25 protein-coding genes are annotated in these 26,596 nt (G+C 60.4%); 19 read left to right on the top strand and 6 right to left on the bottom strand.

Annotation, left to right across the window (positions count from 1 at the left end; translation table 11 throughout):
* Positions 1-92 precede the first annotated feature (92 nt).
* From GPL20_RS38640 to GPL20_RS02055, 3 genes are all read left to right on the top strand, one after another.
* Positions 93-512: a hypothetical protein gene (locus tag GPL20_RS38640; protein WP_246249995.1), complete on the top strand. Its 420-nt coding sequence runs from the start codon at positions 93-95 to the stop codon at positions 510-512.
* The gene (locus GPL20_RS39900) at positions 439-819 is read left to right on the top strand and encodes a helix-turn-helix domain-containing protein (protein WP_157327195.1); all 381 of its coding nucleotides are present in this window, start codon (positions 439-441) and stop codon (positions 817-819) included. Before GPL20_RS38640 ends, GPL20_RS39900 begins: the two co-directional genes overlap by 74 nt.
* 104 nt (positions 820-923) lie before the next feature.
* Positions 924-1,304, top strand: coding sequence for a hypothetical protein (locus tag GPL20_RS02055; protein ID WP_157327196.1), 381 nt, complete (start codon positions 924-926; stop codon positions 1,302-1,304).
* A gap of 53 nt (positions 1,305-1,357) precedes the next feature.
* Here GPL20_RS02055 and GPL20_RS02060 read toward each other — a convergent pair whose 3' ends face one another.
* Positions 1,358-1,615, bottom strand: a complete 258-nt coding sequence (locus GPL20_RS02060) for a hypothetical protein (RefSeq protein ID WP_157327198.1) — start codon at positions 1,613-1,615, stop codon at positions 1,358-1,360.
* Between the two features lie 252 nt (positions 1,616-1,867).
* Between GPL20_RS02060 and GPL20_RS02065 the strand changes: the two genes are divergently transcribed.
* Positions 1,868-2,185 (top strand): hypothetical protein, encoded by a 318-nt coding sequence (locus GPL20_RS02065; protein WP_157327200.1) that lies wholly within the window; start codon positions 1,868-1,870, stop codon positions 2,183-2,185.
* Between the two features lie 840 nt (positions 2,186-3,025).
* Here the strand turns inward: GPL20_RS02065 and GPL20_RS02070 are convergent.
* From GPL20_RS02070 to GPL20_RS02080, 3 genes are all read right to left on the bottom strand, one after another.
* Positions 3,026-3,235 carry a hypothetical protein gene (locus GPL20_RS02070; protein ID WP_157327202.1) on the bottom strand — a complete coding sequence of 70 codons (210 nt, stop codon included), beginning with the start codon at positions 3,233-3,235 and terminating at the stop codon, positions 3,026-3,028.
* A gap of 372 nt (positions 3,236-3,607) precedes the next feature.
* Positions 3,608-5,434, bottom strand: a complete 1,827-nt coding sequence (gene glmS / locus GPL20_RS02075; protein WP_157327204.1) for a glutamine--fructose-6-phosphate transaminase (isomerizing) — start codon at positions 5,432-5,434, stop codon at positions 3,608-3,610.
* A gap of 245 nt (positions 5,435-5,679) precedes the next feature.
* Positions 5,680-6,678, bottom strand: coding sequence for an aldo/keto reductase (locus GPL20_RS02080; protein ID WP_157327206.1), 999 nt, complete (start codon positions 6,676-6,678; stop codon positions 5,680-5,682).
* Between the two features lie 406 nt (positions 6,679-7,084).
* Here GPL20_RS02080 and GPL20_RS02085 point away from each other — a divergent pair, with 406 nt between their 5' ends.
* On the top strand, positions 7,085-8,053 hold the full coding sequence (locus tag GPL20_RS02085) for an NAD-dependent epimerase/dehydratase family protein (RefSeq protein WP_254125346.1): 969 nt from the start codon (positions 7,085-7,087) through the stop codon (positions 8,051-8,053).
* A 398-nt stretch (positions 8,054-8,451) separates the two neighbouring features.
* A complete protein-coding gene (locus GPL20_RS02090) occupies positions 8,452-8,688 on the top strand; it encodes a DUF6894 family protein (protein WP_157327208.1) in 237 nt (78 codons plus the stop codon).
* A gap of 100 nt (positions 8,689-8,788) precedes the next feature.
* Here GPL20_RS02090 and GPL20_RS02095 read toward each other — a convergent pair whose 3' ends face one another.
* Complete coding sequence (locus GPL20_RS02095; protein WP_157327210.1) at positions 8,789-9,481, bottom strand: LuxR C-terminal-related transcriptional regulator; 693 nt, start codon at positions 9,479-9,481, stop codon at positions 8,789-8,791.
* A 575-nt stretch (positions 9,482-10,056) separates the two neighbouring features.
* On the opposite strand from GPL20_RS02095, the gene GPL20_RS02100 reads away from it, so the two are divergent.
* Together GPL20_RS02100 and GPL20_RS02105 are read left to right on the top strand one after the other, a co-directional pair.
* Positions 10,057-10,860, top strand: a complete 804-nt coding sequence (locus GPL20_RS02100; protein WP_157327212.1) for a LuxR C-terminal-related transcriptional regulator — start codon at positions 10,057-10,059, stop codon at positions 10,858-10,860.
* Between the two features lie 349 nt (positions 10,861-11,209).
* Complete coding sequence (locus tag GPL20_RS02105; RefSeq protein WP_246249999.1) at positions 11,210-12,412, top strand: YncE family protein; 1,203 nt, start codon at positions 11,210-11,212, stop codon at positions 12,410-12,412.
* A gap of 19 nt (positions 12,413-12,431) precedes the next feature.
* Here GPL20_RS02105 and GPL20_RS02110 read toward each other — a convergent pair whose 3' ends face one another.
* Positions 12,432-13,430, bottom strand: a complete 999-nt coding sequence (locus GPL20_RS02110) for a glycosyltransferase family 2 protein (RefSeq protein WP_157327214.1) — start codon at positions 13,428-13,430, stop codon at positions 12,432-12,434.
* Between the two features lie 478 nt (positions 13,431-13,908).
* Here GPL20_RS02110 and GPL20_RS02115 point away from each other — a divergent pair, with 478 nt between their 5' ends.
* From GPL20_RS02115 to GPL20_RS02165, 11 genes are all read left to right on the top strand, one after another.
* Complete coding sequence (locus tag GPL20_RS02115; protein ID WP_157327460.1) at positions 13,909-15,213, top strand: lipopolysaccharide biosynthesis protein; 1,305 nt, start codon at positions 13,909-13,911, stop codon at positions 15,211-15,213.
* A gap of 167 nt (positions 15,214-15,380) precedes the next feature.
* Complete coding sequence (locus tag GPL20_RS02120) at positions 15,381-16,253, top strand: thioesterase domain-containing protein (protein ID WP_157327216.1); 873 nt, start codon at positions 15,381-15,383, stop codon at positions 16,251-16,253.
* A gap of 2 nt (positions 16,254-16,255) precedes the next feature.
* Positions 16,256-17,260, top strand: a complete 1,005-nt coding sequence (gene nadE, locus GPL20_RS02125) for an NAD(+) synthase (RefSeq protein WP_157327461.1) — start codon at positions 16,256-16,258, stop codon at positions 17,258-17,260.
* A gap of 5 nt (positions 17,261-17,265) precedes the next feature.
* On the top strand, positions 17,266-19,293 hold the full coding sequence (asnB, locus tag GPL20_RS02130; RefSeq protein WP_157327218.1) for an asparagine synthase (glutamine-hydrolyzing): 2,028 nt from the start codon (positions 17,266-17,268) through the stop codon (positions 19,291-19,293).
* Positions 19,293-20,867: a class I adenylate-forming enzyme family protein gene (locus GPL20_RS02135; protein WP_205751128.1), complete on the top strand. Its 1,575-nt coding sequence runs from the start codon at positions 19,293-19,295 to the stop codon at positions 20,865-20,867. The genes asnB and GPL20_RS02135 overlap by 1 nt, the downstream gene beginning before the upstream one ends.
* 34 nt (positions 20,868-20,901) lie before the next feature.
* Positions 20,902-21,180 (top strand): acyl carrier protein, encoded by a 279-nt coding sequence (locus GPL20_RS02140; protein ID WP_157327220.1) that lies wholly within the window; start codon positions 20,902-20,904, stop codon positions 21,178-21,180.
* 338 nt (positions 21,181-21,518) lie between these two features.
* Entirely contained in the window at positions 21,519-22,235 is a 717-nt protein-coding gene (locus GPL20_RS02145; protein WP_157327464.1) for a nucleotidyltransferase family protein, read from the top strand.
* Positions 22,236-22,273: 38 nt separating this feature from the next.
* On the top strand, positions 22,274-23,413 hold the full coding sequence (locus tag GPL20_RS02150; RefSeq protein ID WP_157327222.1) for a DegT/DnrJ/EryC1/StrS family aminotransferase: 1,140 nt from the start codon (positions 22,274-22,276) through the stop codon (positions 23,411-23,413).
* Complete coding sequence (locus tag GPL20_RS02155; protein WP_157327224.1) at positions 23,410-24,141, top strand: sugar transferase; 732 nt, start codon at positions 23,410-23,412, stop codon at positions 24,139-24,141. The genes GPL20_RS02150 and GPL20_RS02155 overlap by 4 nt, the downstream gene beginning before the upstream one ends.
* 12 nt (positions 24,142-24,153) lie before the next feature.
* Complete coding sequence (locus GPL20_RS02160) at positions 24,154-25,194, top strand: NAD-dependent epimerase/dehydratase family protein (RefSeq protein WP_157327226.1); 1,041 nt, start codon at positions 24,154-24,156, stop codon at positions 25,192-25,194.
* A 60-nt stretch (positions 25,195-25,254) separates the two neighbouring features.
* The gene (locus tag GPL20_RS02165) at positions 25,255-26,529 is read left to right on the top strand and encodes a polysaccharide biosynthesis/export family protein (RefSeq protein WP_157327228.1); all 1,275 of its coding nucleotides are present in this window, start codon (positions 25,255-25,257) and stop codon (positions 26,527-26,529) included.
* Positions 26,530-26,596 lie beyond the last annotated feature (67 nt).

Genomic DNA, 26,596 nt, shown 5'->3' on the forward strand with positions numbered 1-26,596 from the left:
GGCTAACAGGTTCCGCGCGGCGCCGAAAAGGCATTTAAATTGAGCAACTTGCAGGGAATGATCGGGAAAACCCGGCAATCACGGGAGCAGCAATGAAGGTATTATTGTGCGCGGGAGTCGCAATCCTCCTTGGATTGGGCGCGCCTGCTGCGGCCGAGGACGCGTCACCTCCCGTCGAAAGAACGGTCAAATCCGCGACCAACAAGGACACGCGGATCGGCGTCTTCATCAACGTGCTGCCCGATTGCACTTCGGGTCCTCTGCCGACCATCCGTCTGGTCAATGCGCCCGCGTCGGGGAAGGTAACCGTCAAGTCGGCGAAGGTGAAAGCCACGAATTACAAGGCTTGCCTTGCGCTGGAAGTACCGGCCTACGTCGCGTTCTATAAGTCGCAGCCCGATTTCATCGGCGACGACGTCCTGACGATCGAGGTCAAATATGCCGGCGGTCGAACGGAAATTCAGAAGATCACGATCAACGTGGCGGGCCCGGGAGCGCAGCAGAAGATCTAGGCGGGCGTTTCATCGCCAACGTCGCTCGCCAGCACGGCGTCAGCTTCAAGCCGTCCAGAAGCATTTCGCCATGCGCGGGATCACCGCCGCCCAATTCCTGAAGCGCATCCGCCTTGTACATGCCTACGACATGCTGGCGGAGGCATGTTCGCGGACAACCGTGACCAAGGTCTGCGCCAAATGCGGCTTCGGCAATCTCGGTCATTTTGCCCGCGACTATCGCAGCGAGTTCGGCGAGCTGCCCTCCGATATCCTGCTGCGGGCCAGGATGCGCCACCGTGCCCTGTCACGAGACGGCAACAGATGACCGCGAAGCGCGTTGCAACGGCATCCGCGGGACGACCGCGGTTTGACGCTGTTGGTGATTTTTGCTCTCTTAGCCGGTGATTTCTGGAGTCATTGGGGGAAGCAATGCGCAATTGGACGACGAAGCCTCTCGCGGTAGCCATCCTTGTCGGAGCCGGCCTGACCGGCCATCTCCGCCCGGCCACCGCCGCCGACATGGCCCTGCGGGCTTCGCCAACCGCGGTCGGCAGTTGCTCGGAGCTCGTCTTCACCTGCGAGAACGGCAGGCAATATCCGCTCTGCCCGATCGCAGTATCCGTCGCGGGTGAGGTCGTAACGGCGTCGCTGCGTACCGGCCACGCCGGTGGCGTCCATGTGCGCCTTGTCCCGATGGGTGTCGGCTATCGCTATGCCGGTCCCGGCATCTGGGTCGATGGCTTCCGTGGAAATGCCCTGCTCAATTTCGGCAAGCACAGCCAGGTCGCCTGCACGATCGAGAACTACTGAATGGCGCGTGCGGGCGGCGCCTCTGCAAGGCGCCGCGTATCGCGCCCCGTGCGCTAGCCTTTGGTGCGAACGACGACCGCCCGCGCTCGCGGGTACATGTAAGCCTTGGGACGAACGTAGACCGGACAGTAATTGTCCCACTGGTATTGCTGCCAATTCCATTTCCAGCAGCCAGTCGCGATCTCGGGATCGGGATACCAGTTCAGCCGATACGGTTCATCGCCGAAGGGGTAAGGACCAGCCTGAGCGCTGGCAGGCGAAGCAAAAAGACAGACGGCGGCAGCAATCGCAAGGAGGCATGACTTGGACATGACTTTCTCCGAATATGCCGGCATAGTGTCAAACCAATACATCGGGATCAAGCCTGCAAACCTCGGTCGGCCCGGCGCTCCCCTCCTCGCCCAATCGCCTGCCTCGATGCGACGGGGCCGTTCGCCTGGTGCTCGCGCCTCATCTCGAGCTCGTTGACCGCGCGCCAATCGCAAGGCCGGTCAGATCATTGCATTCTCAGATCATTGCATTCGAAGTGATTTATTCGCCAGCCCACGAAACAAGTATCGTTCATGAAACAGTCCATCTCCCTCAATGCAAAGCTCCGGTGGCCGGACGTCAAGGACCATTACATCATCCTCCACGACGGACATGTGATCGGAAACGTACATCGGTCCGGAGACAGTTGGTCCTGGTCGATAAGCATCCCGATGGGTTTGCCTGACTGGTCAGCCGGAAACGCCTCCAGTCTGCACGACGGCATCAAGGCGCTCGGTAACGCCTGGGCCGGCATATTGAAATCGACAAGCGCCGAGCGCCTGCAGCGGGCTTGGGATCTCGAACGAGCCGCCGAGGCACGAAACAACCGTTTGGACTCGAACACGTCATGACAGGACGTCGAAGGCGTTCGCGCCCAGAAGCCGCACGCGGCGATCTCATCCTCAGCAAGTCATGCTCACCATGCCCCAACGACCATTAGTCCGATAATCGTCAGGCACGAGACGCAAGCCACCATGGCAGTATAGCATTCGGGTGTATTCATTGCGGCCTTCCAAACTGTTGCAAATCACTTGGTCACCGCTGCGCGGAGTGGCCGCCGGTCCTTGCGCCGCTTCAATGCGGCGCGCCGTGACCGGTTTTGCGGAGCGCGTCCGTCCTTTTTTCGTCGTCCTGAATCGCAGGATGATGACGATCTGCTTCTGGCCCTTCAGAGCGTGCAGTTGCGATCAGAAGCTGTTTCCGCATTTCAGCGAGGCGGGCTCGGCAATACTCACGATAGAGCAGGTCCAATATGGCGGGCATGATCACCCCCATCGTTGACTTTCGATCTACAATTATTCCCTTGCAAATTTTCTTGGTGATCGTAGCCCGCCAGATGGCTCTTCGATATGAGCCCGTTCACAGACTGCGTCAATTCCGAAGCTCAGGGCCGTTTGGTCGACCCGATCGTCTGTGCGATAAAAAGAGCAGGGCCAATTACCTAAACACCAGTCTAGCAGACGTCTGTTTCACCAAGACTTCGTCAAACAACCCAAGGGCGCCAAGGCGCGACAAAAACGCCAACCACAGCGCGAAATGACTTACCACGAAGTGCAAACACGGTTCGATGCAACGCGGATCGCCGCGATGGAGATCGCCGCACTTCAGGTGCTGGACGTGGAGGATTGCACGCGAGATGCGGGGCCCCTACCCGCGTCGACGGGCGCGCTTGCTGACTCCAATGAGCCCCATCAATGGGCCTTAGGAGGGGCGGCATCCGGCGGCATCGCGCGCCACACCTTGTCATTGAGGCAATAGGCGCAAGCGCCCTCGGGAATGTCTTCGGCGGCGCCGCCATCATATCGTTCGTAAAGCAGCGCCGGGAACAGCTTCCCTTTGACAACCTTGACCATGTCACCACGTCGAATGTCTGCGCCGGCCGTTTTGGTCAAGACGGACATGATCCCTCGTGAAACGAGCGTAGGACTGGACAGGCTCGGTCTGACGCTATCTCGAAGCGGAACTGTCTTCCATTGCTCGAAAGGGCTACTCCCCTGACCGCGCTACCTTCGCGACTGGAGTGAACGAATCGCCAAGCCATGCGGCGGGCGTGAAGGCGACGATGCACAGCACCCATCGCACGCTCATCGGCAGCAGCGGCCCCGCCAACGCGCTTACAACATGGCGAGGCCGCCTGCTCCACGGACCTCGGTGTTCAGCCTGGGCCCGAAGGCCGCCAGATCTTACGCCGGGCGGCTGAGAACGAAGATTGCTCAAAAGAGGCACTCACTTCGGGGCGCCCTGGTCCGTCACACCGGCGCGCAACGGAAACGCTATTCGACGGTCACGGACTTGGCGAGATTGCGCGGCTGATCGACGTCGGTACCTCGGACCACCGCTGTGTGATACGCCAGCAGTTGCAGCGGCACGGCAAAAACCAGCGGCGTCACGATTTGCGGCATGTCTGGCAACTCCAGCACCGACCAGGCCCCGTCTGCCGCCAGCCCGGCGCCTCTCTGATCAGTCAGCAGGATGATGCGGCCCCCACGGGCGATCACCTCCTGCATGTTCGACATGGTCTTCTCGAACGTCGCGTCGTGCGGGGCGATCACGATCACGGGAAGATCCTTGTCGACCAGCGCGATCGGCCCATGCTTGAGTTCGCCGGCCGCATAGCCCTCAGCGTGGATGTAGGTTATCTCCTTGAGCTTGAGCGCCCCTTCCAGCGCAAGCGGATAGTTGGTGCCGCGGCCGATGAACAAGGCGTCGCGGGCCGGGGAGATCTTCCGCGCGAGCTGGCGAATTTTCGGCTCCAGCTCGAGCGCGCGCATCATATGTCTTGGAATATCGCCGAGCGCCCGAACCAGGGACCGCTCGTCTTCTGCGTGAAGCACTCCCCGATCGCGGCCCGCTGCAATTGCAATGCAGGCCAGCGTTGCGAGCTGGCAGGTGAACGCCTTGGTGGAGGCGACCCCGATTTCCGGTCCCGCCAGCGTCGGCAATACGATCTGGCTGGCCCGCGCCATCGTCGACGTCTGCACATTAACGACGGAAAGCACACGCTGTCCGTGGCTCGCGGCGAACTCCAGCGAGGCGAGCGTGTCGGCGGTCTCGCCGGACTGCGAGACGAAAATCGCCAGATTGCCCGCACCGAATGGCACGTCGCGATAGCGGAATTCGGACGCGATATCGAGTTCAACCGGCAGCCCGGCATACCGCTCGAACCAGTACCGCGCGATCATGCCCGCATAGAAGGCGGTCCCGCAGGCGGTGATCGAGACGCGGTCGATCTTGCGAAAGTCGAGATCCACGTTCTTCGGCAGCCTGATCGTGGCCTTGCGACAGTCGATATACTGCGTCAGCGTCTGCTCGACCACCTTCGGCTGCTCATGAATCTCTTTGGCCATGAAATGGCGATGTTCGCCCTTGTGAACGATCACGGCCGACCTGCCGATTTTGGACGACGCACGACGCAACGGCGCGCCATTCACGTCGAGAAACTCGATCTGGTCTCGCGTCACGACGGCGAGATCGCCGTCCTCGAGGTAAGCGACAATGTCCGTCAGGGGTGCAAGCGCAATCGCATCCGAGCCAAGGAACATTTCGCCGCGCCCATAACCGACCGCAAGGGGCGAGCCCTTTCGGGCACCGATCAGGAGATTCTCGTGCCCCTCGAACAGGAAGGCGAGCGCGAACGTTCCGCTCAAGCGCGGGAGCACCTTGCGCACCGCCACGATCGGTTCGCATCCGTTCTTCCGCTCACGGCTAACGAGGTGCGCAACCACCTCCGAGTCGGTTTCCGTCGTGAAGTCGGCGCCAGCCGCCTTGAGCTCATCGCGCAACTCTCGATGGTTCTCGATGATTCCGTTGTGCACGACCGCAACGCCGCTAACCATGTGAGGATGCGCATTGTTCTCATCCGGACGGCCATGCGTCGCCCACCGCGTATGCCCGATTCCGATCCGCCCCGAAAGCGGCTCCGAGACGAGCAGATTCCTGAGATTGGCGAGCTTTCCGACCGCGCGACGTCGGGTCAACGAGCCGTTTTCGAGAGTGGCAATTCCCGCGGAATCATATCCGCGATATTCGAGTCGTCTCAGCGCATCCAAGAGAATAGCAGAGGCAGGACTCTGCCCGACGACACCAACAATTCCGCACATAGTCCGTCTCCGAGCATCTGCATACCAGTCGCGGGCCAGAATCAGCGCGTCACGCTTCCGAGGCCAGCTTCCTTTCGGCCGCCCGCACGCTCGTCGATATCGTTGACGGAACTGGCGGGCAGGATCGTGAGCTGCGAATTCTAACACACACATCTGCCGATTGTATGATCATGACGGAGTAGACCTCATGCCGATATTCAGGACATCGCAGACGGAAGGCCGGCTCCAGCCAGGCCGCCCGCAGATCAGCATCTCTCAAAGAGCCGTCCACTCGAGCCGCCAATGATCCGCTGGGTTTGCTCACCCGAGAGCTCGCTGGCGATGCGATTCAGCGGATGAAACGCCGGCGCCTGCGCCAAGCGAAGCAAGTTGAACGCAAGATGCTTCTTCCGAAACATCGAGAAAAGCGTCACTCCTGCCGAATTTGATGCAAGCGCATAATCCACCACGAACGCGATAGCGATCTCGGAGAGATCGCCCCGGTATCCCAGCTCGTGAAGGTCATTCAGCACCCGTTGCCTTGCACCTATTCTCGCCACAAGTTCATCGACGTTCGAGAATGTTCCATACGTCACAAATGTCCTGCCCCGCTCAGCCTGCCTTGATCTGAGAACATTCGGCTCGAGCGGGTTGTTGGCAATCTGCAACAGCCGAAATGGCAATGATTGATCCAGGCCATCAATTCCCACTTGGTTGTTACCGGCAATCGAGATTGCGCGAGCCTTCCCGTCCTGGACGATGCGCTCAACCGCCCGGATGATGTCTTCGCGGACGATCTCTTCGCGAGTGGGGCGGTGGAGCGCTAGCACGTCGACGTAGTCCGTCCGAAGACGCCGCAAGCTGCTCTCGATGCCTGTCCTGATCAGCTCGGCTGAAAGCGGTACTTTGAACGGCTTTGGCTTCATTGTGGAGAGCCGCGGCTGAATTCCAGGAAACAGCGCAAGAGAAGCGCGTGCTATCGGCTTCAACACTCGCATGGCGGCGGCTGTCGTACTTGGGCGCATGCCAATCTTGGTGCAGATATAGACACTGCCGCGCCTGGCAGATGCGAATTGGCCGCAAATCGATTCTGCCATCCCATCCCCGTACGACGGCGCCACATCGTACCAGTTGATTCCGGAGTCGTATGCCCGCTCGAGCGCCTCGAGCCCGGCGCGCGCCCCAACGCGCCCTCCGAGAGACGCGCAGCCGAAGCCGATGCTTGATACGCACGCGCCCAGGGCTTCAACACAGACGGTCTTCATCGTCGACACCCTTGATCTGGAGTATGTCGCCTGCGCTCACGTCACCGATGTCGATCGTTCGACCGCACGCACACCCAAGCCGGCCGTCGCTCGGTCAAGCCGGCCGCCGCACAAGTCTGCAGATCCGAGCGGCCTTATCCTCATGCAAATGGATGATGACCGGCTCGTTCGGACATTGTAGCCGTGCCCCTTCGAATCCGGGACAGTGGCAGCATGTGCGGAGTAGTCCGTTCGAGTGACCATTGGCTGCTAGCTCGGCTCGAGCGCCATCGTCAGGTCGGCAGAGTAACGGCTGGGTTGGGGGCCGCTTGCCGCGATCAATGATGGCTTCTTCGCCGTTCGAAAACCGACCTGACCTGGGAACCAAGTGTCATCGCATTCAAAACCAGCTGCCGACGATGTTCTGGTGACGGGCGCCGCGGGCTTCATCGGCTTCCATACTGCACGCCGGCTGCTCGACGAGGGGCGCCGGGTCATCGGATTGGACAACCTCAACCGTTACTACGACCCCGCCCTCAAGCATGCCCGTCTCGACATTCTGCGGCAGCATCCACGTTTCTCGTTCATCCAGATCGACCTTGGAGACCGGTCGGCTGTGGCGGGGCTGTTCGCGAAGCATCGTTTTGCGAGAGTAATCCATCTTGCCGCTCAGGCCGGTGTCCGGCATTCGATCGATCATCCGCACGCCTATGTCGACGCCAATGTCGCCGGGTTCCTGAATGTCCTGGAAGGATGCAGGCATCACGGCTGCGGCCATCTGATCTACGCGTCGTCGTCGTCCGTCTACGGCGCCAATACTGAGCTGCCTTTTTCGACGCGACATAGAACCGACTCGCCCATCAGCTTCTATGCCGCGACCAAGAAGGCCAACGAGCTGATGGCCCACTCCTACAGCCACCTGTATCGTGTCCCCGTCACCGGTCTCCGGTTCTTTACGATCTACGGCCCGTGGGGCCGACCCGACATGGCTATATTCCTGTTCGCTGACGCAATCGTCAAAGGCAAGCCGATCAAGCTCTTCAACCATGGCAGAATGCAGCGCGACTTCACCTACATCGATGACGTCACTCGCGTCATCTCGCGCCTGATCGATTGCGCCCCGGAAGGCAGGGCTGATGCGGCGGCCGCCCCGGCCAAACTCTACAATGTCGGCAATAACCGCCCCGAAGCGCTGATGCATGTGGTCAGCTTGCTCGAGAAAGAGCTCGGACGAACGGCCGATAAGGAGATGCTGCCCATGCAGCCCGGAGATGTTCCTGAAACCTTTGCCGACGTCGGCGATCTGATGCGAGACGCCGGCTTTTCGCCGTCCACCCCAATCGAAACGGGCGTACGCAACTTCGTCCGCTGGTATCGCGACCACTATGAGATATGACTGATGTAGTCGCTATCGAGGGCAAGCATCCAGAGCCCCCGCCTCGCGGGACTGATCAGAGCATCCGAGACCGCAACATCTGCGCGACGGACTGCGATAGGTGACCACGCCCGCTTGCGCAAAGATCGCGGCCCCGGCGGGGGGCTAGGGCTTCGCAGGCCGGGGCCGCAACGCTGCGCCGAAGTGGGCTCCGTCGACGCATCACCATCGTAGTCATCGAGAAGCAACCGTTCATTCTGAATTGGTGATCATCCACGTCAACGTCGAGGTACCCATCCATGATGATGCATTCTCCGAAAATAGCAGCTTGCCAGGTGTCCCAATGTGGTGCGATGAGCCCATCTGATGCATAGGGCTCGCTGCAGTCGTCCGAGTGTTCGCGTTATCCGGGGACATCAATGCCGCGATATTTCTTTCACGTTCACGATGGCGATTCAGTTCTCGACGACGTCGGGTTGGATCTCCCCGACATCTTCGCCGCGCGGACCGCAGCGATCGAACTGAGCGGTGAGATACTCAAGCACGACCTGACGGTTTCGTTCGTGCCTCATGTCTTCTGGCAGGTCGAGGTCAGCGACAGCCCCAAACTCGGGGGACACTCGCTGTTCATTCTTCAGTTCTCCGTCGCAGGATAACCGACGATTCCTCGCCGTGCCCGATGCGGAAGATGGGGTGTCCGCCCGCGCTTCGGCAAGATCGCCGCATGCTGCGCTGCGATCGACGCGAGCTGATGGCTTAGCGCTCGCTGGTTACCGAATCTGATCTGGCCTGCGTCGGCTTGTCCTGCGCTGAATTGGCGCGGTCATCGTGAGAGATGGCGAGGGCAGCAAGTGCCGTGCGATTGCCGACTTCGAGCTTTTGGAAAATGTTGTGGAGGTGCACCTTGATGGTGCCATCGGCAATATTCAGCCGGCGGCCAATTTCCTTGTTGGAGAGACCGCGAGACACGAGGCGCATGATCTGCCGCTCACGCTCCGTGAGTACCGCAAGTGCGGTTTCCGGATTCGTACTCTGCTCCCGAGATTGGGCCTGATCAGTCGGCGGACCCGGAACGACGGTCTCACCATCGGTAATCGCTCGCAAACATTGCACCAGGGCCTGGCCCGCCATCTCCCTCAGCAGAACACTGTGTCCCGCGGGAGCGGCCGACAGGACGAGATCGCAATCCTCGCTGGACACGAAGAACACCAAACGCGTCGAGTGACCTTCCGAGCCGCTGAACGAATTGTTCAGCAACGCGGCAAGCTCCGGCATTGCCGCATCCACGACCGCTATGTCGGGCGCGAGGGCCAAAATTGACTTGATGCAGCTCGCAGCGTCGCCGCAGGATGCGACGATCTCAAAATCGGATTCTGAACCAAGTATGTTTGCGAGACCTTGCAAAACCACGGGGTGTCGGTCCGCAATAACCACAGTCGCACGACGCATCGGGCGCTCCTGAATCTGCCGCCCCAACTCCGCCGAATGAAGCTACAGGCCCCAGCCATTGCCGCTTCGAAATAGATTGATCACCACGAACGTTCTACGAAAACGAAAGTGCCACTCGGCGAAACAAAACACGTGAGGCAGTGACGGCACGAGTCTGATGCTTCAGATAATACACGAATTTGCGAGATCCAGAGGCCGTATGAAACCGGGGTCGGCCAGTCCGATCTCCTCCGGCAAGCAATTAACTAGTTGAGCTACTTGGTCATTCCGAAGCGTGGAGATGGAGCAAGGAGCTGGCGAAAGCCATTCTCATACGATCAACATTCGAAAGTTGAATCGCGATTCGCGCTCGCCCTCAGATGACTGCTCACAGCGGCAATCGGGCTTCATGAACCAGTTGGAAAACCCACGCAATCTATAACGAAAGGTATATAGGCACAATCGAAAAATCGAATCTAACCTTCAGAAAAGGCTAACAAACGCTTAACTTCTGTGAATCGGAAGCTTCGGGTCTGTTGAGCTTTGTTCTTTTGTTCGTTTTCAAGTGGTGTCATTGCGTTAGTGCGGAGGGCGTTATGAGGAGGCGACAATCTGCTAAAGTCGTTTTGATTGGACGAAATATTTTAGTGAGAGAGGGAATTTCACGAATACTGCGCGAGGCGGATTTCCACATCGCGATGTCAGCTTCGAGCGCTGACGAATTACCAAGCGCATTGCAAGGCTGCAAGCTGTTATTCGTGATCGTCCACAATCCCGACGAGTTCGACCTCGCGGTGAAGCATATCGGATTTGTAAGGGAGCATTATCCAGCCGCCCGCGTGGCGATTGTATCTGACCACTACCGGCCTCATGAGATGATCTCGGCCTATAAGGCCGGAGCGAGTGGCTATTTCGTCGACGTGAATTCGTGCGACGCTTTCGTCAAGTCCATAGAGCTCGTGACGATGGGCGAAACTGTGTTTCCACCCGCATTTCTGTCATTCGTGCTCGATGGCAGTTCCGATCGCGAGCCTCAATTGCAGCCGACGGGTGAGGAGAGATCGAGCCTCATCGTTACGGCTGAGGAGCGGATCGCCCCTCATCTATCGCCGCGAGAGCAGGCAATTCTCTCCTTTCTGATCGAGGGCAATTCCAACAAGAGCATTGCACGAAAGATCGATATTGCCGAAGCGACGGTGAAGGTTCACGTGAAGGCGATCCTGCGCAAGATACGGGTCCAGAACAGGACGCAGGCCGCGATCTGGGGGATGAACAACGGATCACTTGTCAGGCCCTCCAATGGTCACGTGCTGTCACTGTCGATCGATCGGACGACTGCTCCTGGCCTGGCCCCACACGAGCCCGGACGTCACGAAGCCGGGGTCTCCGAAATGGAATAGCTGGACAATCAGTTCGACCCGCATCGAACTCTTGAGAAAGCACCGGGTGGCAGCCGCATTTTGCTGCGCAACGCCCCCGGTCCGAATGATCGGCAATCGAATATCTGAGCTTGCGCGAGGATCACAAGGTCCCACGAGGTGGTGTCCTGCATTCGGATGATGCGCGTTGAGACGTAACGGCTAAAAGACATCATCGCGACGTATCCTTGGTCGCTCCGGGAGCGTCATGACCGGCGGCCCCCTCGGGTCGGCCGCTTGCGCATTTGAACGATCCAAGCCCCTGCTTGCCATGGAGCATGAGACGATGTCTCCGTCCGTCTGCATCAGAATTGGTTTGGCGGGAGTAGCGATGGTCGTGCTTGCGTTGGCAGGCATCGCTGCCGCACAGACGTTGGTCAAGGCGAAGCTTGCGACAGCCAGCCCCCTGGACTTGCCCGACTATCTCGTTCCGATCACCGACCCGGACACCGGCGCCACGATCGTCCGGATAACGACGCCGGGGCCGTTGGGCGCTGGCCTCGCCTGTCAACGAGCCTACTGCACCCACCGCTATTCGAGTGCACAGGCTTGGAATGCAGACCAAACTCTGCTTCTGATCGCCAATGGCTGCAACGGCCTCTGCTTTCTTGACGGAAAGACATACGCTCCGTTGTTCCGCCGCCAACGCGAGGACGAGTGCGAATGGCACCCGCGGGACCCCGAGCGCATGATCTGCGTGATCGGGCGCAAGATCTCGCTCTGGACGCCGCGCACCAATGCCGAGGAGATCATGTTGACGGCCGAGGGCTATCGCGGCCTCCAGTTCGGACCGGGCAAGGGTAATCCCTCTCGGGACGGCAGGCGCATCGCCGTGCGAGGCACGCGTGCAGACGGCGCCGTCGTCGCATTCGCATTCGATCTGGCGAACCGGCAGAAGTTTCCGGATATCGAAGTGGGAAAACTGCCCGGACGAGACGGTGTATGCGAGATATCTCCCCTTGGTGGCTACATCAGATGCAGCCGATGGGTCGACGGAAAGGATGAGGCATTCATCTTCACCGTCGCCGGCGATCTGGTGCAGAGCTGGACCGAACATCATCGGCCAAGTCATGGCGACATGACCGTGGACGCGGACGGACGCGAGGTCTACGTCGGAATCAGCAAAGCCGATCCCGACATATACCAGGTGATCAAGCGCCGGCTGGATGACGGCATGGTCACCGCCCTTGCTCCGCGGGGAGAGGCGTCACATGCGTCCACGCGCGCCATCGATCGGCCTGGCTGGGTCATCTTGAGTTATGGCGGCGATCCATCGGAGATTGCCCAGCTCCCCAAGTTTGCGCCCTTTGCCCGGGAGGTCATTGCTCTGCGAATTGACGGCAGTGGCGAGTTCCGGCGCATTGCGCACACGCGTAACGTCTCGCACAACTACTGGAGCGAAACCCACGCTTCGCCGTCTCCCGATGGATCGCAAATCATCTGGTCAAGCAATTGGGGCGTGCCGGGCGGCCCCGTGTTCGACTTTGTAACCCGTCTCGATCACCTTGATCAGACCAGCGCCTTGTCCCGATGACCGCCAGCGCCGACTCGCGTCAGATATGACCGACGCGAACGAGCGAGCCGGCTACCGGCGCACGCGTTCGCGCCTGGATGGCCTTGTTGGCTGCCTTGATGACCGAGGGACGCAGGATCTGGAGCGCGTCCCGGATCGTTGCCCCCCATGACTGGTGGCGAAATCTTCCACGCAATCTTGCGACTCGCAAAGCACGTGCCACCGTTTCGGGATCCGGGAGCCCCCGCTTGTCCTCCACGAGGCTCCAGGTCAGGTGTTTGAGATCCAGGGTCTCCCGATCGATCTGCGGGAACGATCCGGCAGCGGTGATGCTCGCGTGATCCGTCATGTCGTAGAAGATCAAACCGTCGTCGATCGCCACCATGTCGCCGTGACAGGCGAGGTCGACGAAGAACAGCTGGTCCACCCCCCATTCGATCGACTTATAGTTCCGCATCAGACAGCCGGCATGGATGACCTCGCTTTTGACCAGCAGAGTCGACGGAACGATCCCCAGCAACCGGGTCTTGCCGACCAGATAGAGATCGGTGAGGCATTGCTGGCTCGAATACAGCGTGACCTGGCGTCCGCGCCTGTATTTTATTCCGTCGTCCTGGACGACATGAGAAGAGGAGGTCATGAACGCAGCGTTGGGGTACGTCCTCGCCAGTTCCGCAAAAGTCTCGAGCGAACCTGGCACGAGCCAGTCGTCGTCGTGCAATACTTTGATCCAGCGGCCGCGACATCCGAGCATCGCGTTGTTTGTATTCTCGACCTGACCCTTGCCTCGGTGGTTCTCGATGACCCGGATACGCCGATCCCTGCGCTCGTATTCGGACAGGACGCTCCAAGCCTCTCCTTTCGGGCCTTCGTCGTCACTGATCACCATTTCCCAATCGGAGTGCTCCTGCTGCAGCACGCTTTCAATCGTGCGGCGCACCAGGTCCGGTCGGCGGAAGGTTGGAACCGCCACCGAGATGAAGGGGCGGGCTTGCGGATCTCTAGTCCCTTCCGACCCGTCGAGCTGCAACAGGTTCATCGGGTTTTCCCCTTAGGCTCACTTTGTCGACGCGCCGGCCCCGACGAACCCGGATGCCTTTCGGCTTTGCGAACAGCCTGATCTGATCCCGCGGCGCCGCGCACGAGGAACGCTAGGTAGGCCGGCGGGTCGGGTCATCCTTCATTCGCATGACAATGGTCACCGCGAGGCGCGACGTTTCGAAGCGGTCCGTTCGGGGTGTGAGTCGACCTTCGCAAGGCGCCGCGAAGACCGTCTCCAATTGCCGATGTCTCTACATAGAGGATTCCGAGCTCAACCTTCGGCGGCCCGGCACTCCGCGTGCGGAGCTATCTGACCTGCAAGCACAAGCTGCTGCTCCCGATCCGGTGGAATCTCGGTGAGCGTCATGCGAACGAATGATGGCGCGCGCGGCGCTCGATCCTACGCTCCGAGCAGAGTCCAGCGCTCAGCCGTACGATCTCGCCTTCTTGGAAATTCTGGACTGAGGAAGCTTCCCATGACCGCGAAAGCGGCGACTGGTCGGACGCGGACAGGAGCCCTTGTTCGGGCGGCGGCGGGCGTCTCCGCCCTCGCACTCACCGGCCAGCTCACGCTCGTCGCAGCCATTCCCGTCCTCACCCGGCTGTACTCGCCGGAGGATTTTGGAATCTTCACGATCTACCTCTCGATCGTGAACATCCTCGGCGCGATCGCCGGGCTTCGCTTCAGCACCTCGCTGTACGTCGTTGAGGACAAGGCCCAGGCACTGGTCGCGCTCAAGCTCACGCTCGTCGCGATCTGCGCTACGACGTCCATTGTGCTAGCCGCCGGATACCTGCTGTCGCCCGTGATACCGGAGCGACTGCAGCATCTTGCCTATCTCGTACCGGTGGGCATGGCGGGGATCGGCGTTGCCGACGCAATGAACTGCTGGTGCTTGCGCTTCAATCACATGCGCGACTTCGGAATGGGCCGCCTGATCCTGCCGGCATCAATGGCACTGCTCCAGGTTGGCTTCGGCCTCGCACGCCTCGGGGATGATGCAATGGTGCAGGCTCACATCCTGAGCCAGGCTGTGCTGATCGCATTTCTCTGCGGCCGGCTCCTGAAGCCGGATGACATCCGACGCATCATGCAGACCTCATGGGCGTCGATCGCGGCGATGGCGCGGCGGGAGTACAAATTTCCTCTGTTCGAGCTGCCCTCGGCCCTTGCGGGATTTGCGATCATCAATCTGCCCGCAATCTTCATCGGCTCGCTGTTCGGGACCGCCTTTGCCGGGCATTTCGGCGTCGCCGCCCGTCTCGTGACCGGTCCAGTCACTCTGATCGCGTTGCCTCTCAGCAACGTCTTCGTCGCCGAAGCAAGCAAGGGTCTTGATCGTCAGCATCTGCTCGGTACCGCATTCGGCCTCCTGGTCGTTGCGACAGGCCTGATCGCCCTGCCGGTGCTTGGGGTCGGATTTGTTTCACCCTATGTCGTCGTTCCGCTGCTTGGGCCGTCCTGGATGCCCACGGGCCAGATCATGGCCGCCTTGGCCATCATGTGCGCCGCCCAATCCTTGTCGACCCCCATTCAAGAGGTTCCGACCCTTTTTCGCCGCCAGGAGTTGCGCCTGCTGGTCGACCTGGTGCGGGCTCTGTTCGTATTTGCTCCGCTCCTCATCGGTGCACACCTTGGCCACGATCCGCTGCAGGTCATCTTCGTGATGGCTGCCGGAGGAGCGACCGGCTACGCCCTGGGAATTGCCGTGGCGCTGCATCTGTTGAATGGTCCAGGCGGCGCGCAGAGATCGGCCACCGGCATCAACAGGCGCGTATGACCCGCCGGCACCTCGGGTCCGCTGGGAGGCATGCCATGAACGGCAGATGTTACTCGCGCGAGAGCCATCAAATCCCCGGCGCGGTCACATGTTTCATGCAAATGAATGATGAGCGGATTTTCCGCGCCTTCATACTACGCTTCTGAAACTTGGTCGGTTGCGTTCCAATGACACTGCGGCCTTTGATTGACACGCACCAGGATCCCGGTTCTCCGCCATCTCCCGTCGTTGCGGAGGCGCTGCCCGTGCTATTCCTGTTACCCGGCTCACTTGGTTACGGAGCGAGCCTCGCAGCTCTGACCGCCTCGATGCGCGAAATTGCCCAGATCGTCCCGATCCGATACCCGGATCTCGGCAGGATCTTGCAGGGCCAGGACAGCGTTCGTGATATGGCCACTGCCGCGCTGGAGCAGATCAACCGCGTCCAGCCGCATGGCCACATCAGGCTTCTCGGCCATTCCCTCGGCGGTGCGGCCGCCTTCGAGGTCGCAACGCGTCTGCTTGCCTCCGGCCGGTCCGTGAAGTTCTTCGGGATTCTCGACACTAGCCTCATGGGCGAGCGCAGCTCCGCATGGGAAACGGTGAGCCGCACGATTCACCGAATCCGCAACAACCGGGTAACCGCGTCCCGGATGATCTGCCGGGCCGTCGCCAAGGCAACCGTTGCGATCGGCCGTGAAGCTGCCCTCGCCCGAGTGATTGAGCCCCGTGCGAACGGCCAGTTCAACCTTACCTCCTTCAGGCTCAAGCAGGAATTGCAGGAGGTGTTGCGCGCCAAGGCCTACTTCCGCTGGCTGGCGGAGCCCAAACCGATGCTGCCGATTTCCGCGGTTCTGTTCCGCTGCAAGCGGAAGAAGATGCCGCAAGCGCTGGGGTGGGACCGTGCATTTGCCCATGTCGAGGTTATCCCAAGCGCAGGCACCCACACCGACCTCGTCGTACCACCTTACCTCGCAATGAATCTGAACCTGATTCAGAAGGCGCTCTCGCAAACCTACCCACCAGCCGAGTTTCCCGAGAGAGGCGGTTTGTTCACGTGACCATGCAAGCAACTCACAGCAAAACTGCAGGAGCGTTCAGTAAGGACGCCTTGGCCCTGGACGCGCCACTGGAAGTCGCGCGCATTGTCGCATTCCTGCGTGACCGGGTTCTTGGCGTACTTGGCCGACGCGGCGCCGTCGTCGGACTTTCCGGCGGCATCGATAGCTCTGTCGTCGCAGCGCTGTGTACGCGCGCATTCGGAAATACGAAGGTTCTCGGGCTACTCATGCCCGAGCGCGACTCGTCCGCCGATTCACTGAGGCTCGGCCGGGCCGTTGCTACGCAGCTGCGCCTGACAACGACTGTCGAAGACATCGCGCCGGCTCTCGAAGCATTGGGCGCATACCGCCGTCAGCGAGAGGCGATCCAGGCGGTCGTACCCGGGTACGGTCCCGATTGGAAATGCAAGCTGGTACTTGGCTCGGTTCTGGAGCGCGATGGCATCAACATCACGCGCCTGACCGTGCAGGACCCGAACGGCGAAGTCTCCACCATACGTCTTCCGCCTGACGTCTACCTACAGATCGTCGCTGCGACCAACTACAAGCAACGTGTCCGCAAGATGACCGAATATTATCACGCGGACCGCCTGAAATACGCCGTCATAGGCACGCCAAATCGGCTGGAGCACGATCAAGGCTTCTTCGTCAAGCAGGGTGACGGAGATGCGGACGTGATGCCGATCGCGCATCTCTACAAGAGCCAGGTCTACCAACTGGCCGAATACCTCGGCATCGACGAGGAGATCAGGCGACGGCCGCCAACGTCCGACACCTTCTCGATGCCGCAGAGCCAGGAGGAATTCTATTTCGCCGCTCCCTATCGCTTGACCGACATCTGCTTATACGCGGTCAACCACGGTATCTTTGCCGATGAGGTGGCGGAAGCGGTCGGTTTGACCGCAGCGCAGGTACAGAAGGTTTTCAACGATATCATCTCCAAGCGTCGAGCAACACGCTATCTTCACACCCCGCCTCTGCTTGTTGACGTGGAGATCGAGGACTAGAGGGCATGTGCGGCATCGCAGGCATCGTGGCGCTGAGCGCAAACGCTCCGGGTCCTTCGCGGAACGCGCTATTGCGGATGATTGGGGCGCTTGCACATCGCGGACCCGATGAGCAGGGGCTGTATCGGGACCAGTTCGCGGGCCTGGCGCATGCCAGGCTCTCGATCATCGATATAGCAGGTGGGCAGCAACCTCTCTCCGATCCCGACGGTCCTGCCTGGATCGTGTTCAACGGCGAAGTCTTCAACTACATCGAGCTGCGCGAGCAGCTGACCTCCCTCGGCCACCGCTTCCGTACCCGGAGCGACACGGAAGTCGTCCTTCAGGCTTATCGCGCGTGGGGCGAGGCAGCGTTCGCCCGGATGAATGGGCAATGGGCCGTTGCAATATGGGACGCCTCCGCCCGCCGCCTCGTCCTGTCACGTGACCGGACCGGAATCTGCCCGCTCTATCTCTGCAATCATCGGGGCCAGCTTTACTTTGCCAGCGAGATCAAGGCGATCTTCGCTGCTAATCGGGCTATCCCCCGAGCGATCGATCCGGCAGGCATCGACCAGACCTTCACCTTCTGGAGCACCGTGCCGCCGCAGTGCGTATTTGAGGGGATCACGGAAGTCGAGCCAGGACACGTCCGCAGCTACGAGCGCGGCAGGGTCAGCGATTACGCATACTGGACCCCACGTTACCCGCTCCGGTCCGATCAGCACTTCATTTCATCCACCGCCTGCAACGACGATGTGATCGACGCTGTGCGCAACGCGCTGGAAACAGCTACGGCGCTTCGAATGGTCCGCTCCGACGTCCCTGTGGGGAGCTATCTCTCCGGCGGGCTCGACAGCTCGCTTGTGGCGGCGATGGGGAGCCGATTTGCAGGCCGGCGATTCCAGACGTTCTCCGTACGCTTCGCCGACGCCGAGTATGACGAGACGTCCTATCAGCGCCTCATGGCCCGCACGATCGGGAGCGAGCACCACGAACTCCTGGTCTCCCGCCAGGACATCGCAAAAACCTTTCCCAACGTGATCCACCACACCGAGCGCCCCATCCTGAGAACCGCTCCTGTACCGCTGTTCCTGCTCTCGAGACTGGTACGCGAACGCGGCATCAAGGTCGTCCTGACCGGCGAAGGCGCTGACGAGGTCTTCGCCGGATATGACCTGTTTCGCGAGGGTAAGATACGCCGCTTCTGGGGCCGCGCGCCGGCCTCAACGCGGCGAGCCGCGCTCCTGAAGCGGCTCTATCCCTACATCTCCCGATCGCCCGTCCATATGCAGGCCATTTCTCTCAAATTCTTCGCCCACGGCATTTCTGCCACTGATGCGCCGGGCTTTGCTCACGATCCGCGTTGGCGCAGCACAAGCGCGATCAAGCGACTGTTCTCCGAAGACATGCGTGCAGCGTCTTCGCGAAGCGACCCCGTGACCGAGTTGCTCGATCGTCTGCCGGCGGATTTCTCCGACTGGACGCCGCTTGCACAAGACCAATACCTGGAGAGCAAGACCCTTCTGGCCGGATACCTGCTCTCCTCCCAGGGAGATCGGATGCTGATGGCGAATTCGGTCGAGGGCCGCCTTCCATTCCTTGACAACGACGTCGTCGAGCTTGCGAATTCGCTTCCTGACGCCTGTAAACTTCGCATCCTCGATGAGAAGCACGTCCTGAAGCGTGTCGCGCAGTCGCAGCTTCCCGCCGAGATCGTCAGACGAAAGAAGCAGCCCTACCGTACGCCCAATGCGCTTTGCTTCCTCGGCAAGGATAGTCCCGCTTACGTCGATGAAGCGCTCTCAGGCGCAAGCATTCGAGCCGCAAACATCTTCGATCCGGCGGCCGTCGAGCGGCTGCGCACAAAGTGCCGAGCGCATGCGCAAGCTGGCGACGGCGATCTGTCCAACTTCGACAACATGGCGCTGGTCGGCGTCTTGTCCACTCAGCTCCTGTTCCAGCAATTCGTCGCAGACCACCCGGAGAGATGCCCTCGCCTGACCCTCAGCGTGGACGTCGACCACCAACACGTATCGGGAGCTTACGCCTGATGAACGATCCTGTGCCGCTCCTGCACGATTACCTGGTTCAATCGGCGCGTTGCAAAGGCGCGAAGATCGCTCTGGTGTGCGACGGTCACCGGGTCACCTACGACCAGCTCGAGACGTGGTCCAATGCGGTCGCACACCACTTGGTCACGGCCGGCATCGAGCGCGGCGACCGTGTGATGATCTTTGCGGACAACACAGTGGAGGCAGCCGTCAGTTTCTGGGCCTCGCTCAAGGCCAATGCGGTCGCATGCCTCATCAATCCCCTGACCAGGCCGGACAAGCTCAGCTATCTCCTTCGTGATTGCCAGCCGACTGCGCTCATTACGCAATCGCGCCTCCACGCAACGTTCTGCGAACCTGCGCGACATTGCCTGTCCTTGCGCCGCGTGATCGTCTCCGGCACCATTAGCGAAATCGATCTGAACGCACTGCCACACGCCGTGCGATGGAGTGCAGCGACAGCCGACGAGCACGACACAGCACCCGCACGCCGCTGCATCGATATCGATCTCGCCGCCATTATCTACACCTCTGGTTCAACAGGCGAGCCCAAAGGGGTGATGCTGACGCACCGGAACATGATGACGGCGTGTACGTCGGTCGCATCATATCTGGATGTGCGCGAGGATGAGATCATCCTCAACGCGCTTCCGCTCGCCTTCGACTACGGCCTGTACCAGATGATCATGGCCGTACGCGCCGGCGCGCGCCTCGTTCTCGAGCGTTCGTTTGCCTTCCCTGCCGAGGTTCTCCGGCACGTTGCGGAAGAGAGAGTTACGGGTTTTCCCGGCGTGCCGACCATGTTCTCGACCCTGCTGCAGCTTGAATCGTTGAAAGATTACGATCTATCCAGCATTCGTTACCTGACCAGCACCGGTGCAGCACTGCCGGTCGGGCACCTGCGCCAGCTCAGAGACATTTTTCCCGGCGCACGCATCTACTCCATGTACGGTCTCACCGAATGCAAACGCTGCACCTATCTGCCGCCGGAGGATCTCGATCGGAAACCGTCGAGTGTCGGCATTGCCATCCCAAATACCGAAATGTGGATCGTTGACGAGTGCGATCAACGGGTCGGCCCCGGTGTTGTCGGACAGCTCGTGATCCGCGGCGCGACTGTCATGAAGGGCTATTGGCGAAAGCCGGAGGCTACTGCGAAGAAGCTCAAGCCCGGACCGCTTCCCGGCGAGCAGGTGCTGTATACCGGCGACCACTGTCGAATGGACGCCGACGGATATCTGTATTTCGTCAGCCGTAGCGACGAGGTCATCAAATCGCGCGGTGAGAAGGTCGCGCCCAAGGAGGTGGAGAGCGCACTGCTGGACATTCCCGGCATAAGGGAAGCGGCGGTCATTGGCGTCCCGGACGACTTGCTGGGGCACGCGCTCAAGGCCTTCGTTGTGCTCGACCAGGGACGGTCGATCGGCCCGAAGCAGATTCAGCGAGAGTGCCAGAAGCGGCTCGAGAGTTTCATGGTGCCAAAGTATGTCGTAGTGGCGGCGGAACTGCCGCGCACGGACACTGGCAAGATCAACAAGCGAGAGCTCACCGCCGGATCGCTCATGATCGGCTAATGGACCCAGCGCGTTTACATGGAGTACGACTGCAATGACACTCGTCCTGGCCCCCCACCGCTGCAAGGAACAGATCCGCGCTTTCCTGACGTCGAATTTCTATGTTAGCGACATCGCAGCGTTGAAGGACGATGCTTCCCTCCTCGACCATGGCATCATCGATTCGACTGGGGTGCTTGAGGTGGTCGGGTTCATCGAAACGACCTTCGGCATCGCCGTCGATGACAGCGAGATCCTGCCCGAGAATCTCGATTCCATTCAAGGCATGGCGAACTACATCGCCGGCAAGATCAGTTTGACCGCCGATACGTGACCTACCGGCGAGCTCGGCGGGCACAAGAAGCGAGCTCGCGGACCGCTCGATCGCAACCTGCTGCCGGGGGCCACACTGGACCGCCGGGCGTCAGCCTTTTCCTCTTTTGCGAGCGGCCCCTTCCGCGTCGGTCTCGTCGCCAAGACCGCGCTTCCATCTTCCGAAGGACATACGCCTCGGCTGCGCGACGGCATGGACAGGCCGCCGGAATTGCGCCGTTCGGTCGCGACGCTCTCATGCAAACGCACGAAGACGAACGCCCGGTTCGCTCCTACTTTTTCCGCCTGCGATGATATGCCGATTTTTTTGAAGCGTATTTTTTGTACATGGAGGTGACGATGAAAGCGGTAGTTCAGTGCGGCGGCAAGGGAACTCGGCTTCGCCCACATACGTCCATTTTGCCAAAACCTCTCATGCCGATCGGCGCGCGCCCCGTGCTCGAACTCGTCCTGAAGTGGCTCAGACGAAACGGGATCAGCGACGTTTTCGTCACGACCGGCTATCTCGGCCATCTGATCCGCAGCGTCTGTGGTGACGGCAACCAGTGGAATATGCGGATCACCTACACACAGGAACTCGAACCCCTCGGCACGATCGGTCCCTTGTCGTTGTTGCGAGAGCAGCTCGACGAGCCGTTCCTGGTCCTCAACGGCGACGTGTTGACTGACCTGAGCCTGAACCAGCTCATCCACAATCACCGCAAATCCGACGCCAACATCACCATCGCGACTTCCGTTCGAAGCACGAAGATGGATTTCGGCGTGATCGACGAAACGGACGGACGCGTGACCGGGTTTCGCGAAAAGCCGGAGCTGATGAACCTCGTTAGCATGGGAATCTACTGCATGAATCCGGTCGTCCTTGAGCGCATTCCGTCGGGCGTTCCGTTCGGCTTCGACGACCTGATGTTCCAGATGCTCGAGGATGACGCCCGCGTCAACGTGTTCAAGCACACCGGCCTGTGGCTCGATATTGGCCGGGTCGAGGACTTCCTCAAGGCGCAGGACATCGCGTGGGACGAGCAGTCACCCGCATTCGCCATTGCGGCTGCGTGACGCGACGTCGTCTTCGCACACGGAATGAAGAGGTACACATGCTGCTGGTATCAGAACCGACCTTGGGCCCCGACGAAAAGGAAGCGCTTGCCGCCGCAATCGATTCGGGCTGGATCACCATGGGAGATCGGGTGCGGGAGTTCGAACAGACGTTCGCCCGCATGCACGGCGCTGACGAAGCGATTGCCGTGGGCTCGTGCACGGCCGCACTTCACCTCATTCTGCATGCGCTCGGGATCGGTCCCGGCGATGAGGTGCTCGTACCGTCTCTCACGTTCGTTGCCACGGCCAATGCCGTGCTCTACGTCGGAGCACGGCCGGTGTTCGTCGACATCGAATCCGGGGCAGTTCCCCTGATGTCCGTGGCAGACGCGCAGCGCAAATGCACTTCGCGAACAAAGGCAGTGATCCTCATGCACTTTGCCGGCTACCTCGCCGATCGCGAGGAGTGGCAAGCCTTCGCTCGCAGCAAGGATCTGCTCCTGATCGAGGACGCCGCACATGCGCCCGGCGTCAAGGGGGTCGGCACGTTTGGCGATGCCGCCGCCTTTTCCTTCTACGGCAACAAAAACATGACGACTGCCGAAGGCGGCGCCATCATAACCCGCCACCGCATCCTGAGCGACATGATCAAGCGTGCCAGGTCGCATGGCATGACGAGTAACACGCGCCAGCGTCTCGTCAGCCGCAGCCCTGAATACGACGTGACGCTTCTCGGATTCAACTACCGCATGGACGAATTGCGCGCCGCGGTCGGTCTCGTGCAGTTGCGAAAATTGTCGGGCTGGAACGACACGAGGCGCCGTCTGTCGCTTCATTATCGGCAGCGCCTTGCCGAACGTTGTCCGTCGGTCCTGGTGCCATTCAAGCCATCGTGGGTGTCGGCTCACCATCTGCTCCCGGTCGTGCTCCCGGCGGCAAGCTCCCGGCAGGCCCTGATCGAGGAGCTCAGAAAGTGCGGCGTTCAGACGACTATTCACTATCCTCCGGTGCATCGATTGACGTTCTACCAGGATCGGTATCCAGGCGTCAGCCTGCCCAACACCGAAGATTTTTGCGGACGTGAGCTCACGTTGCCGCTCCATCCCGCCATGACTCCCGCCGACGTCGATCACGTGGCGGACAGCCTCGCAGAAGGACTTCGGGCAAGCCAGCCAGCGGAGGTCGTACAGGCATGAGCGAAACGGTAAATGCGGGATGCACACAGGCGGCCGTTCCGGCCGTGCGCTTGCGGCGTCTTGTCGATATCCTTGGTGCAGGGACGGCGATGTTCTTCTTGCTGCCGGTCTTCCTGGTCATTGCGCTCGCAATCTGGATCGAAGGCGGGCGACCGATTCTGTATTCACAGCTTCGCCTCGGGCTGAACGGGACACCGTTCCGCATGTACAAGTTCCGGAAGTTCAGAGCCGATTGCGACGATCGCGGAAGTCCGCTCACCGCGGTGAATGACAACCGCATGACCGCGATCGGCGGGCTGCTGGCGGCCTTCAAGCTGGACGAGTTGCCGCAGTTTTGGAACGTCCTGCGTGGGGACATGTCACTCGTCGGTCCGAGACCCGAGACGCTCGTATTTGCCGATTGTTTCAGAAACGGATTTGAAAAGATTCTCGAACACAGGCCGGGCCTCATTGGGCCGTGCCAGGTTCTGTTCCGACACGAAAACACGCTGTTCCCGCAGGATGGCGATGTGGCGACTTTCTATCGCGAGGTTCTGTTTCCCGCCAAGGCGAAGATCGATCTGGCTTACTACCCCAATCGAACCATCGGGTCGGATCTCAAGTGGGTCGTTCATACCGCCTGGATCATTGTGGGAGATCCGCTTCTGCGCCGCGTGCGAAGACGTCGGCACAACGACCAGAGTGGCATGGAGCCGGGATCTCTCGGCGCGAATCTTTTTCAGAAGTAGACGGGTGCTCAAATGGCTATTGAAAGACGAACTGTGCTGCTCGTTGGTGGTGCTGGTTACGTGGGGTCGGTGATCACCGGCCATCTCCTCAGGAAGGGTTGGCACGTTCGCTGCCTCGATCAGCTCATCTACCGGAACGAGAGCTGTGTCTGGCCCTATCTGAGCTATCCGAACTACGAATTCATGCACGGTGACATTCGCGATCCGCGCTTCACCTCCCAGGCGCTGAAGAACGTCGACGATGTCGTTGTCCTGGCTGGACTCGTCGGCGATCCGATCACGAGCAAGTATCCCGACGAAAGTCATGCGATCAATCGAAACGGGGTCGGGTCCTTCATCGACTCCATCCAACATCACCCAGTCGGCCGGCTCATCTTCGTCTCGACCTGCTCGAACTATGGGCTGGTGGAAGAGGACAAGGCGGTCGATGAGAACTATCCGCTCGCGCCGCTTTCCCTTTACGCCAAGCATAAGGTCGAGATGGAGCACAATATCCTGGGTCTCAAGGGAAAGGTCGGATTTCACCCAACGATCCTCCGCTTTGCGACCGCCTTTGGTCTCTCCTCGCGAATGCGTTTCGATCTAACAGTGAACGAGTTTGCGCGCGAGCTCCATTTGGGAAGGGAGCTGCTGGTGTTCGATCCCAAGACCTGGCGTCCTTACTGCCACGTTCGTGATTTTGCTCGCGCGGTCGAGGAGGTTCTCCGCGCGCCTGCCGGTAAAGTCGCCTTCGAAGTCTTCAACGTCGGCTGCGAGGAGAACAACTTCACCAAGCTGATGGTCGTCGAGGAAATCCTGAGGCACATTCCGCGATCGAAGGTCACCTATCAGGAGCGCGGCGCCGACCCCCGGAACTACCGCGTGAATTTCGACAAGATCCGTCGGGTGTTGAATTTCAAACCCGAAATCAGCGTTCAGCAAGGCATCAGCGAGATCCTGGCTGCCTTGAGCCAGGGCCTGTTCGACCACGTCGAAGAGCGGAGACACTTCTTCGGAAACTACGAGATCTTCCTTCCGACCGCCCACATCTCGGACTTGAAGAGGGCCGTTTAGAAAGGACGAGCGGCATCTCAGATCGCGAAGCGTCCAGGGACGTTGCATTGGGAGTTTGTCATGAAATGCAAGAAGCGAGGCAAACCCTCTGTAGCCCTCCTGCTGGGTGCGTGCGCGGCAATTCTGCTTGTCAGCACGAGCGGGATGTCCCTTGCCGATCCGTACAAGCTCGGACCGGGCGATACCATCGAGATTTCGATCGGCGGCCTGCCTGATCAACGTAACCGCACGCAGATCCAGATCGACGGCACCATCCCGCTTCCGGGAGGAGGAACGGTCGAAGTTGCGGGCCTGACCCCGGCGCAGATGCAGAGCCGCATCGAAACGCTGCTGCAAGCAAGGATACTGCGTCAACGCCTCACCGACGGACGCGATCAGGCGTTCGTGATCAAGCCCGGCGACGTCATGGCAAGCGTCGTGGAATACCGACCGGTCTATGTTTCCGGCGATGTGCTCACGCCTGGCCAGCAGCCGTATCGGGCTTCGATGACCGTTCGCCAGGCCGTCGCCGTTGCCGGCGGTTTCAGTCTGTTGCGATCGCGCGGCATGCAGCCCGGCGCCGCCGACCCGGCGGATCTTGTGAGGGACTATCAGTCCCTCGCGACGGAATACACCAAGGAGTATTTCCATATCGTTCGAATCGTCGCGGAGCTTGACGGCCGCGACACATTCGATGCCACGCCCCCAAGCGACATTTCGCTGCCTGCGAACGTGATCGCTTCGGTTGTTCAAGCCGAAAGGGACTCTCTGAAGACGTCGCAAAGCGACTATCGCACGGAACAGCGCTTTCTGGAGGATGCCGTAAAGCAGACGGACGCACAGTTCGCTACGCTCAAGAAACAACAGGAAGGTGAAGAGAAGGGCGTACAGGCCGACGAAGAGGAACTCGAACGAGTCATGAAGGCGTTCGGGTCCGGGCTGCTGGCAAGCCCTCGCGTGAGCGAAAGCCGGCGTGCCCTATTGCTGTCGTCGACCCGGCGCTTGCAGACGAGCGTCGAGCTTATGCGGCTCCAGCGCCAACGCGAGGACTTCCTGCGGCAAACCGAACGGGTGACCAGCCAGCGAACCATCAACCTCCTCAGGGAGCAGAAGGATTCGAACGTTCGGTTGGCGGACCTCCGTGTCAGGATGCAGGCGCTCAGTCAAAAGCTACAACCGATCGGCGGGTCGGGCGCGATCCCCGTCAATTCAGGCGAGCTTAATCCCGATGTGGTCGTCGTGCGGCGGCTCGGGCAGCAGTGGGACAGGATACCCGCCTCCGTCGATTTCGACGTGGAGCCTGGCGACGTGATCGAAGTCACACTGCGCCCTGCGGCAGCGCGTCTCTCGAACTGACCCGGAGACGGAGTACCCCTCAAGGGTCAGTTCCAATCGACCCTTCCGGAGTAGTCTCCGACTATTT

The sequence above is a fragment of the Bradyrhizobium cajani genome (assembly GCF_009759665.1).
GTDB lineage: Bacteria > Pseudomonadota > Alphaproteobacteria > Rhizobiales > Xanthobacteraceae > Bradyrhizobium > Bradyrhizobium cajani.

Bases quoted from the DNA above. Each gene is read 5' to 3' on its own strand.
- GPL20_RS02090 (WP_157327208.1), top strand. From the start codon at position 8,452: ATGCCGCGATATTTCTTTCACGTTCACGATGGCGATTCAGTTCTCGAC.
- GPL20_RS02100 (WP_157327212.1), top strand. From the start codon at position 10,057: ATGAGGAGGCGACAATCTGCTAAAGTCGTTTTGATTGGACGAAATATT.
- GPL20_RS02080 (WP_157327206.1), bottom strand. From the start codon at position 6,678: ATGAAGACCGTCTGTGTTGAAGCCCTGGGCGCGTGCGTATCAAGCATC.
- GPL20_RS38640 (WP_246249995.1), top strand. From the start codon at position 93: ATGAAGGTATTATTGTGCGCGGGAGTCGCAATCCTCCTTGGATTGGGC.
- GPL20_RS02095 (WP_157327210.1), bottom strand. From the start codon at position 9,481: ATGCGTCGTGCGACTGTGGTTATTGCGGACCGACACCCCGTGGTTTTG.
- GPL20_RS02140 (WP_157327220.1), top strand. From the start codon at position 20,902: ATGACACTCGTCCTGGCCCCCCACCGCTGCAAGGAACAGATCCGCGCT.
- asnB (WP_157327218.1), top strand. From the start codon at position 17,266: ATGTGCGGCATCGCAGGCATCGTGGCGCTGAGCGCAAACGCTCCGGGT.
- GPL20_RS02105 (WP_246249999.1), top strand. From the start codon at position 11,210: ATGGTCGTGCTTGCGTTGGCAGGCATCGCTGCCGCACAGACGTTGGTC.
- GPL20_RS02160 (WP_157327226.1), top strand. From the start codon at position 24,154: ATGGCTATTGAAAGACGAACTGTGCTGCTCGTTGGTGGTGCTGGTTAC.
- GPL20_RS39900 (WP_157327195.1), top strand. From the start codon at position 439: ATGCCGGCGGTCGAACGGAAATTCAGAAGATCACGATCAACGTGGCGG.
- GPL20_RS02060 (WP_157327198.1), bottom strand. From the start codon at position 1,615: ATGTCCAAGTCATGCCTCCTTGCGATTGCTGCCGCCGTCTGTCTTTTT.
- GPL20_RS02145 (WP_157327464.1), top strand. From the start codon at position 21,519: ATGAAAGCGGTAGTTCAGTGCGGCGGCAAGGGAACTCGGCTTCGCCCA.
- GPL20_RS02070 (WP_157327202.1), bottom strand. From the start codon at position 3,235: ATGTCCGTCTTGACCAAAACGGCCGGCGCAGACATTCGACGTGGTGAC.
- GPL20_RS02065 (WP_157327200.1), top strand. From the start codon at position 1,868: ATGAAACAGTCCATCTCCCTCAATGCAAAGCTCCGGTGGCCGGACGTC.
- GPL20_RS02115 (WP_157327460.1), top strand. From the start codon at position 13,909: ATGACCGCGAAAGCGGCGACTGGTCGGACGCGGACAGGAGCCCTTGTT.
- GPL20_RS02055 (WP_157327196.1), top strand. From the start codon at position 924: ATGCGCAATTGGACGACGAAGCCTCTCGCGGTAGCCATCCTTGTCGGA.
- GPL20_RS02135 (WP_205751128.1), top strand. From the start codon at position 19,293: ATGAACGATCCTGTGCCGCTCCTGCACGATTACCTGGTTCAATCGGCG.
- glmS (WP_157327204.1), bottom strand. From the start codon at position 5,434: ATGTGCGGAATTGTTGGTGTCGTCGGGCAGAGTCCTGCCTCTGCTATT.
- GPL20_RS02150 (WP_157327222.1), top strand. From the start codon at position 22,274: ATGCTGCTGGTATCAGAACCGACCTTGGGCCCCGACGAAAAGGAAGCG.
- GPL20_RS02165 (WP_157327228.1), top strand. From the start codon at position 25,255: ATGAAATGCAAGAAGCGAGGCAAACCCTCTGTAGCCCTCCTGCTGGGT.
- GPL20_RS02110 (WP_157327214.1), bottom strand. From the start codon at position 13,430: ATGAACCTGTTGCAGCTCGACGGGTCGGAAGGGACTAGAGATCCGCAA.
- nadE (WP_157327461.1), top strand. From the start codon at position 16,256: ATGCAAGCAACTCACAGCAAAACTGCAGGAGCGTTCAGTAAGGACGCC.
- GPL20_RS02155 (WP_157327224.1), top strand. From the start codon at position 23,410: ATGAGCGAAACGGTAAATGCGGGATGCACACAGGCGGCCGTTCCGGCC.
- GPL20_RS02120 (WP_157327216.1), top strand. From the start codon at position 15,381: ATGACACTGCGGCCTTTGATTGACACGCACCAGGATCCCGGTTCTCCG.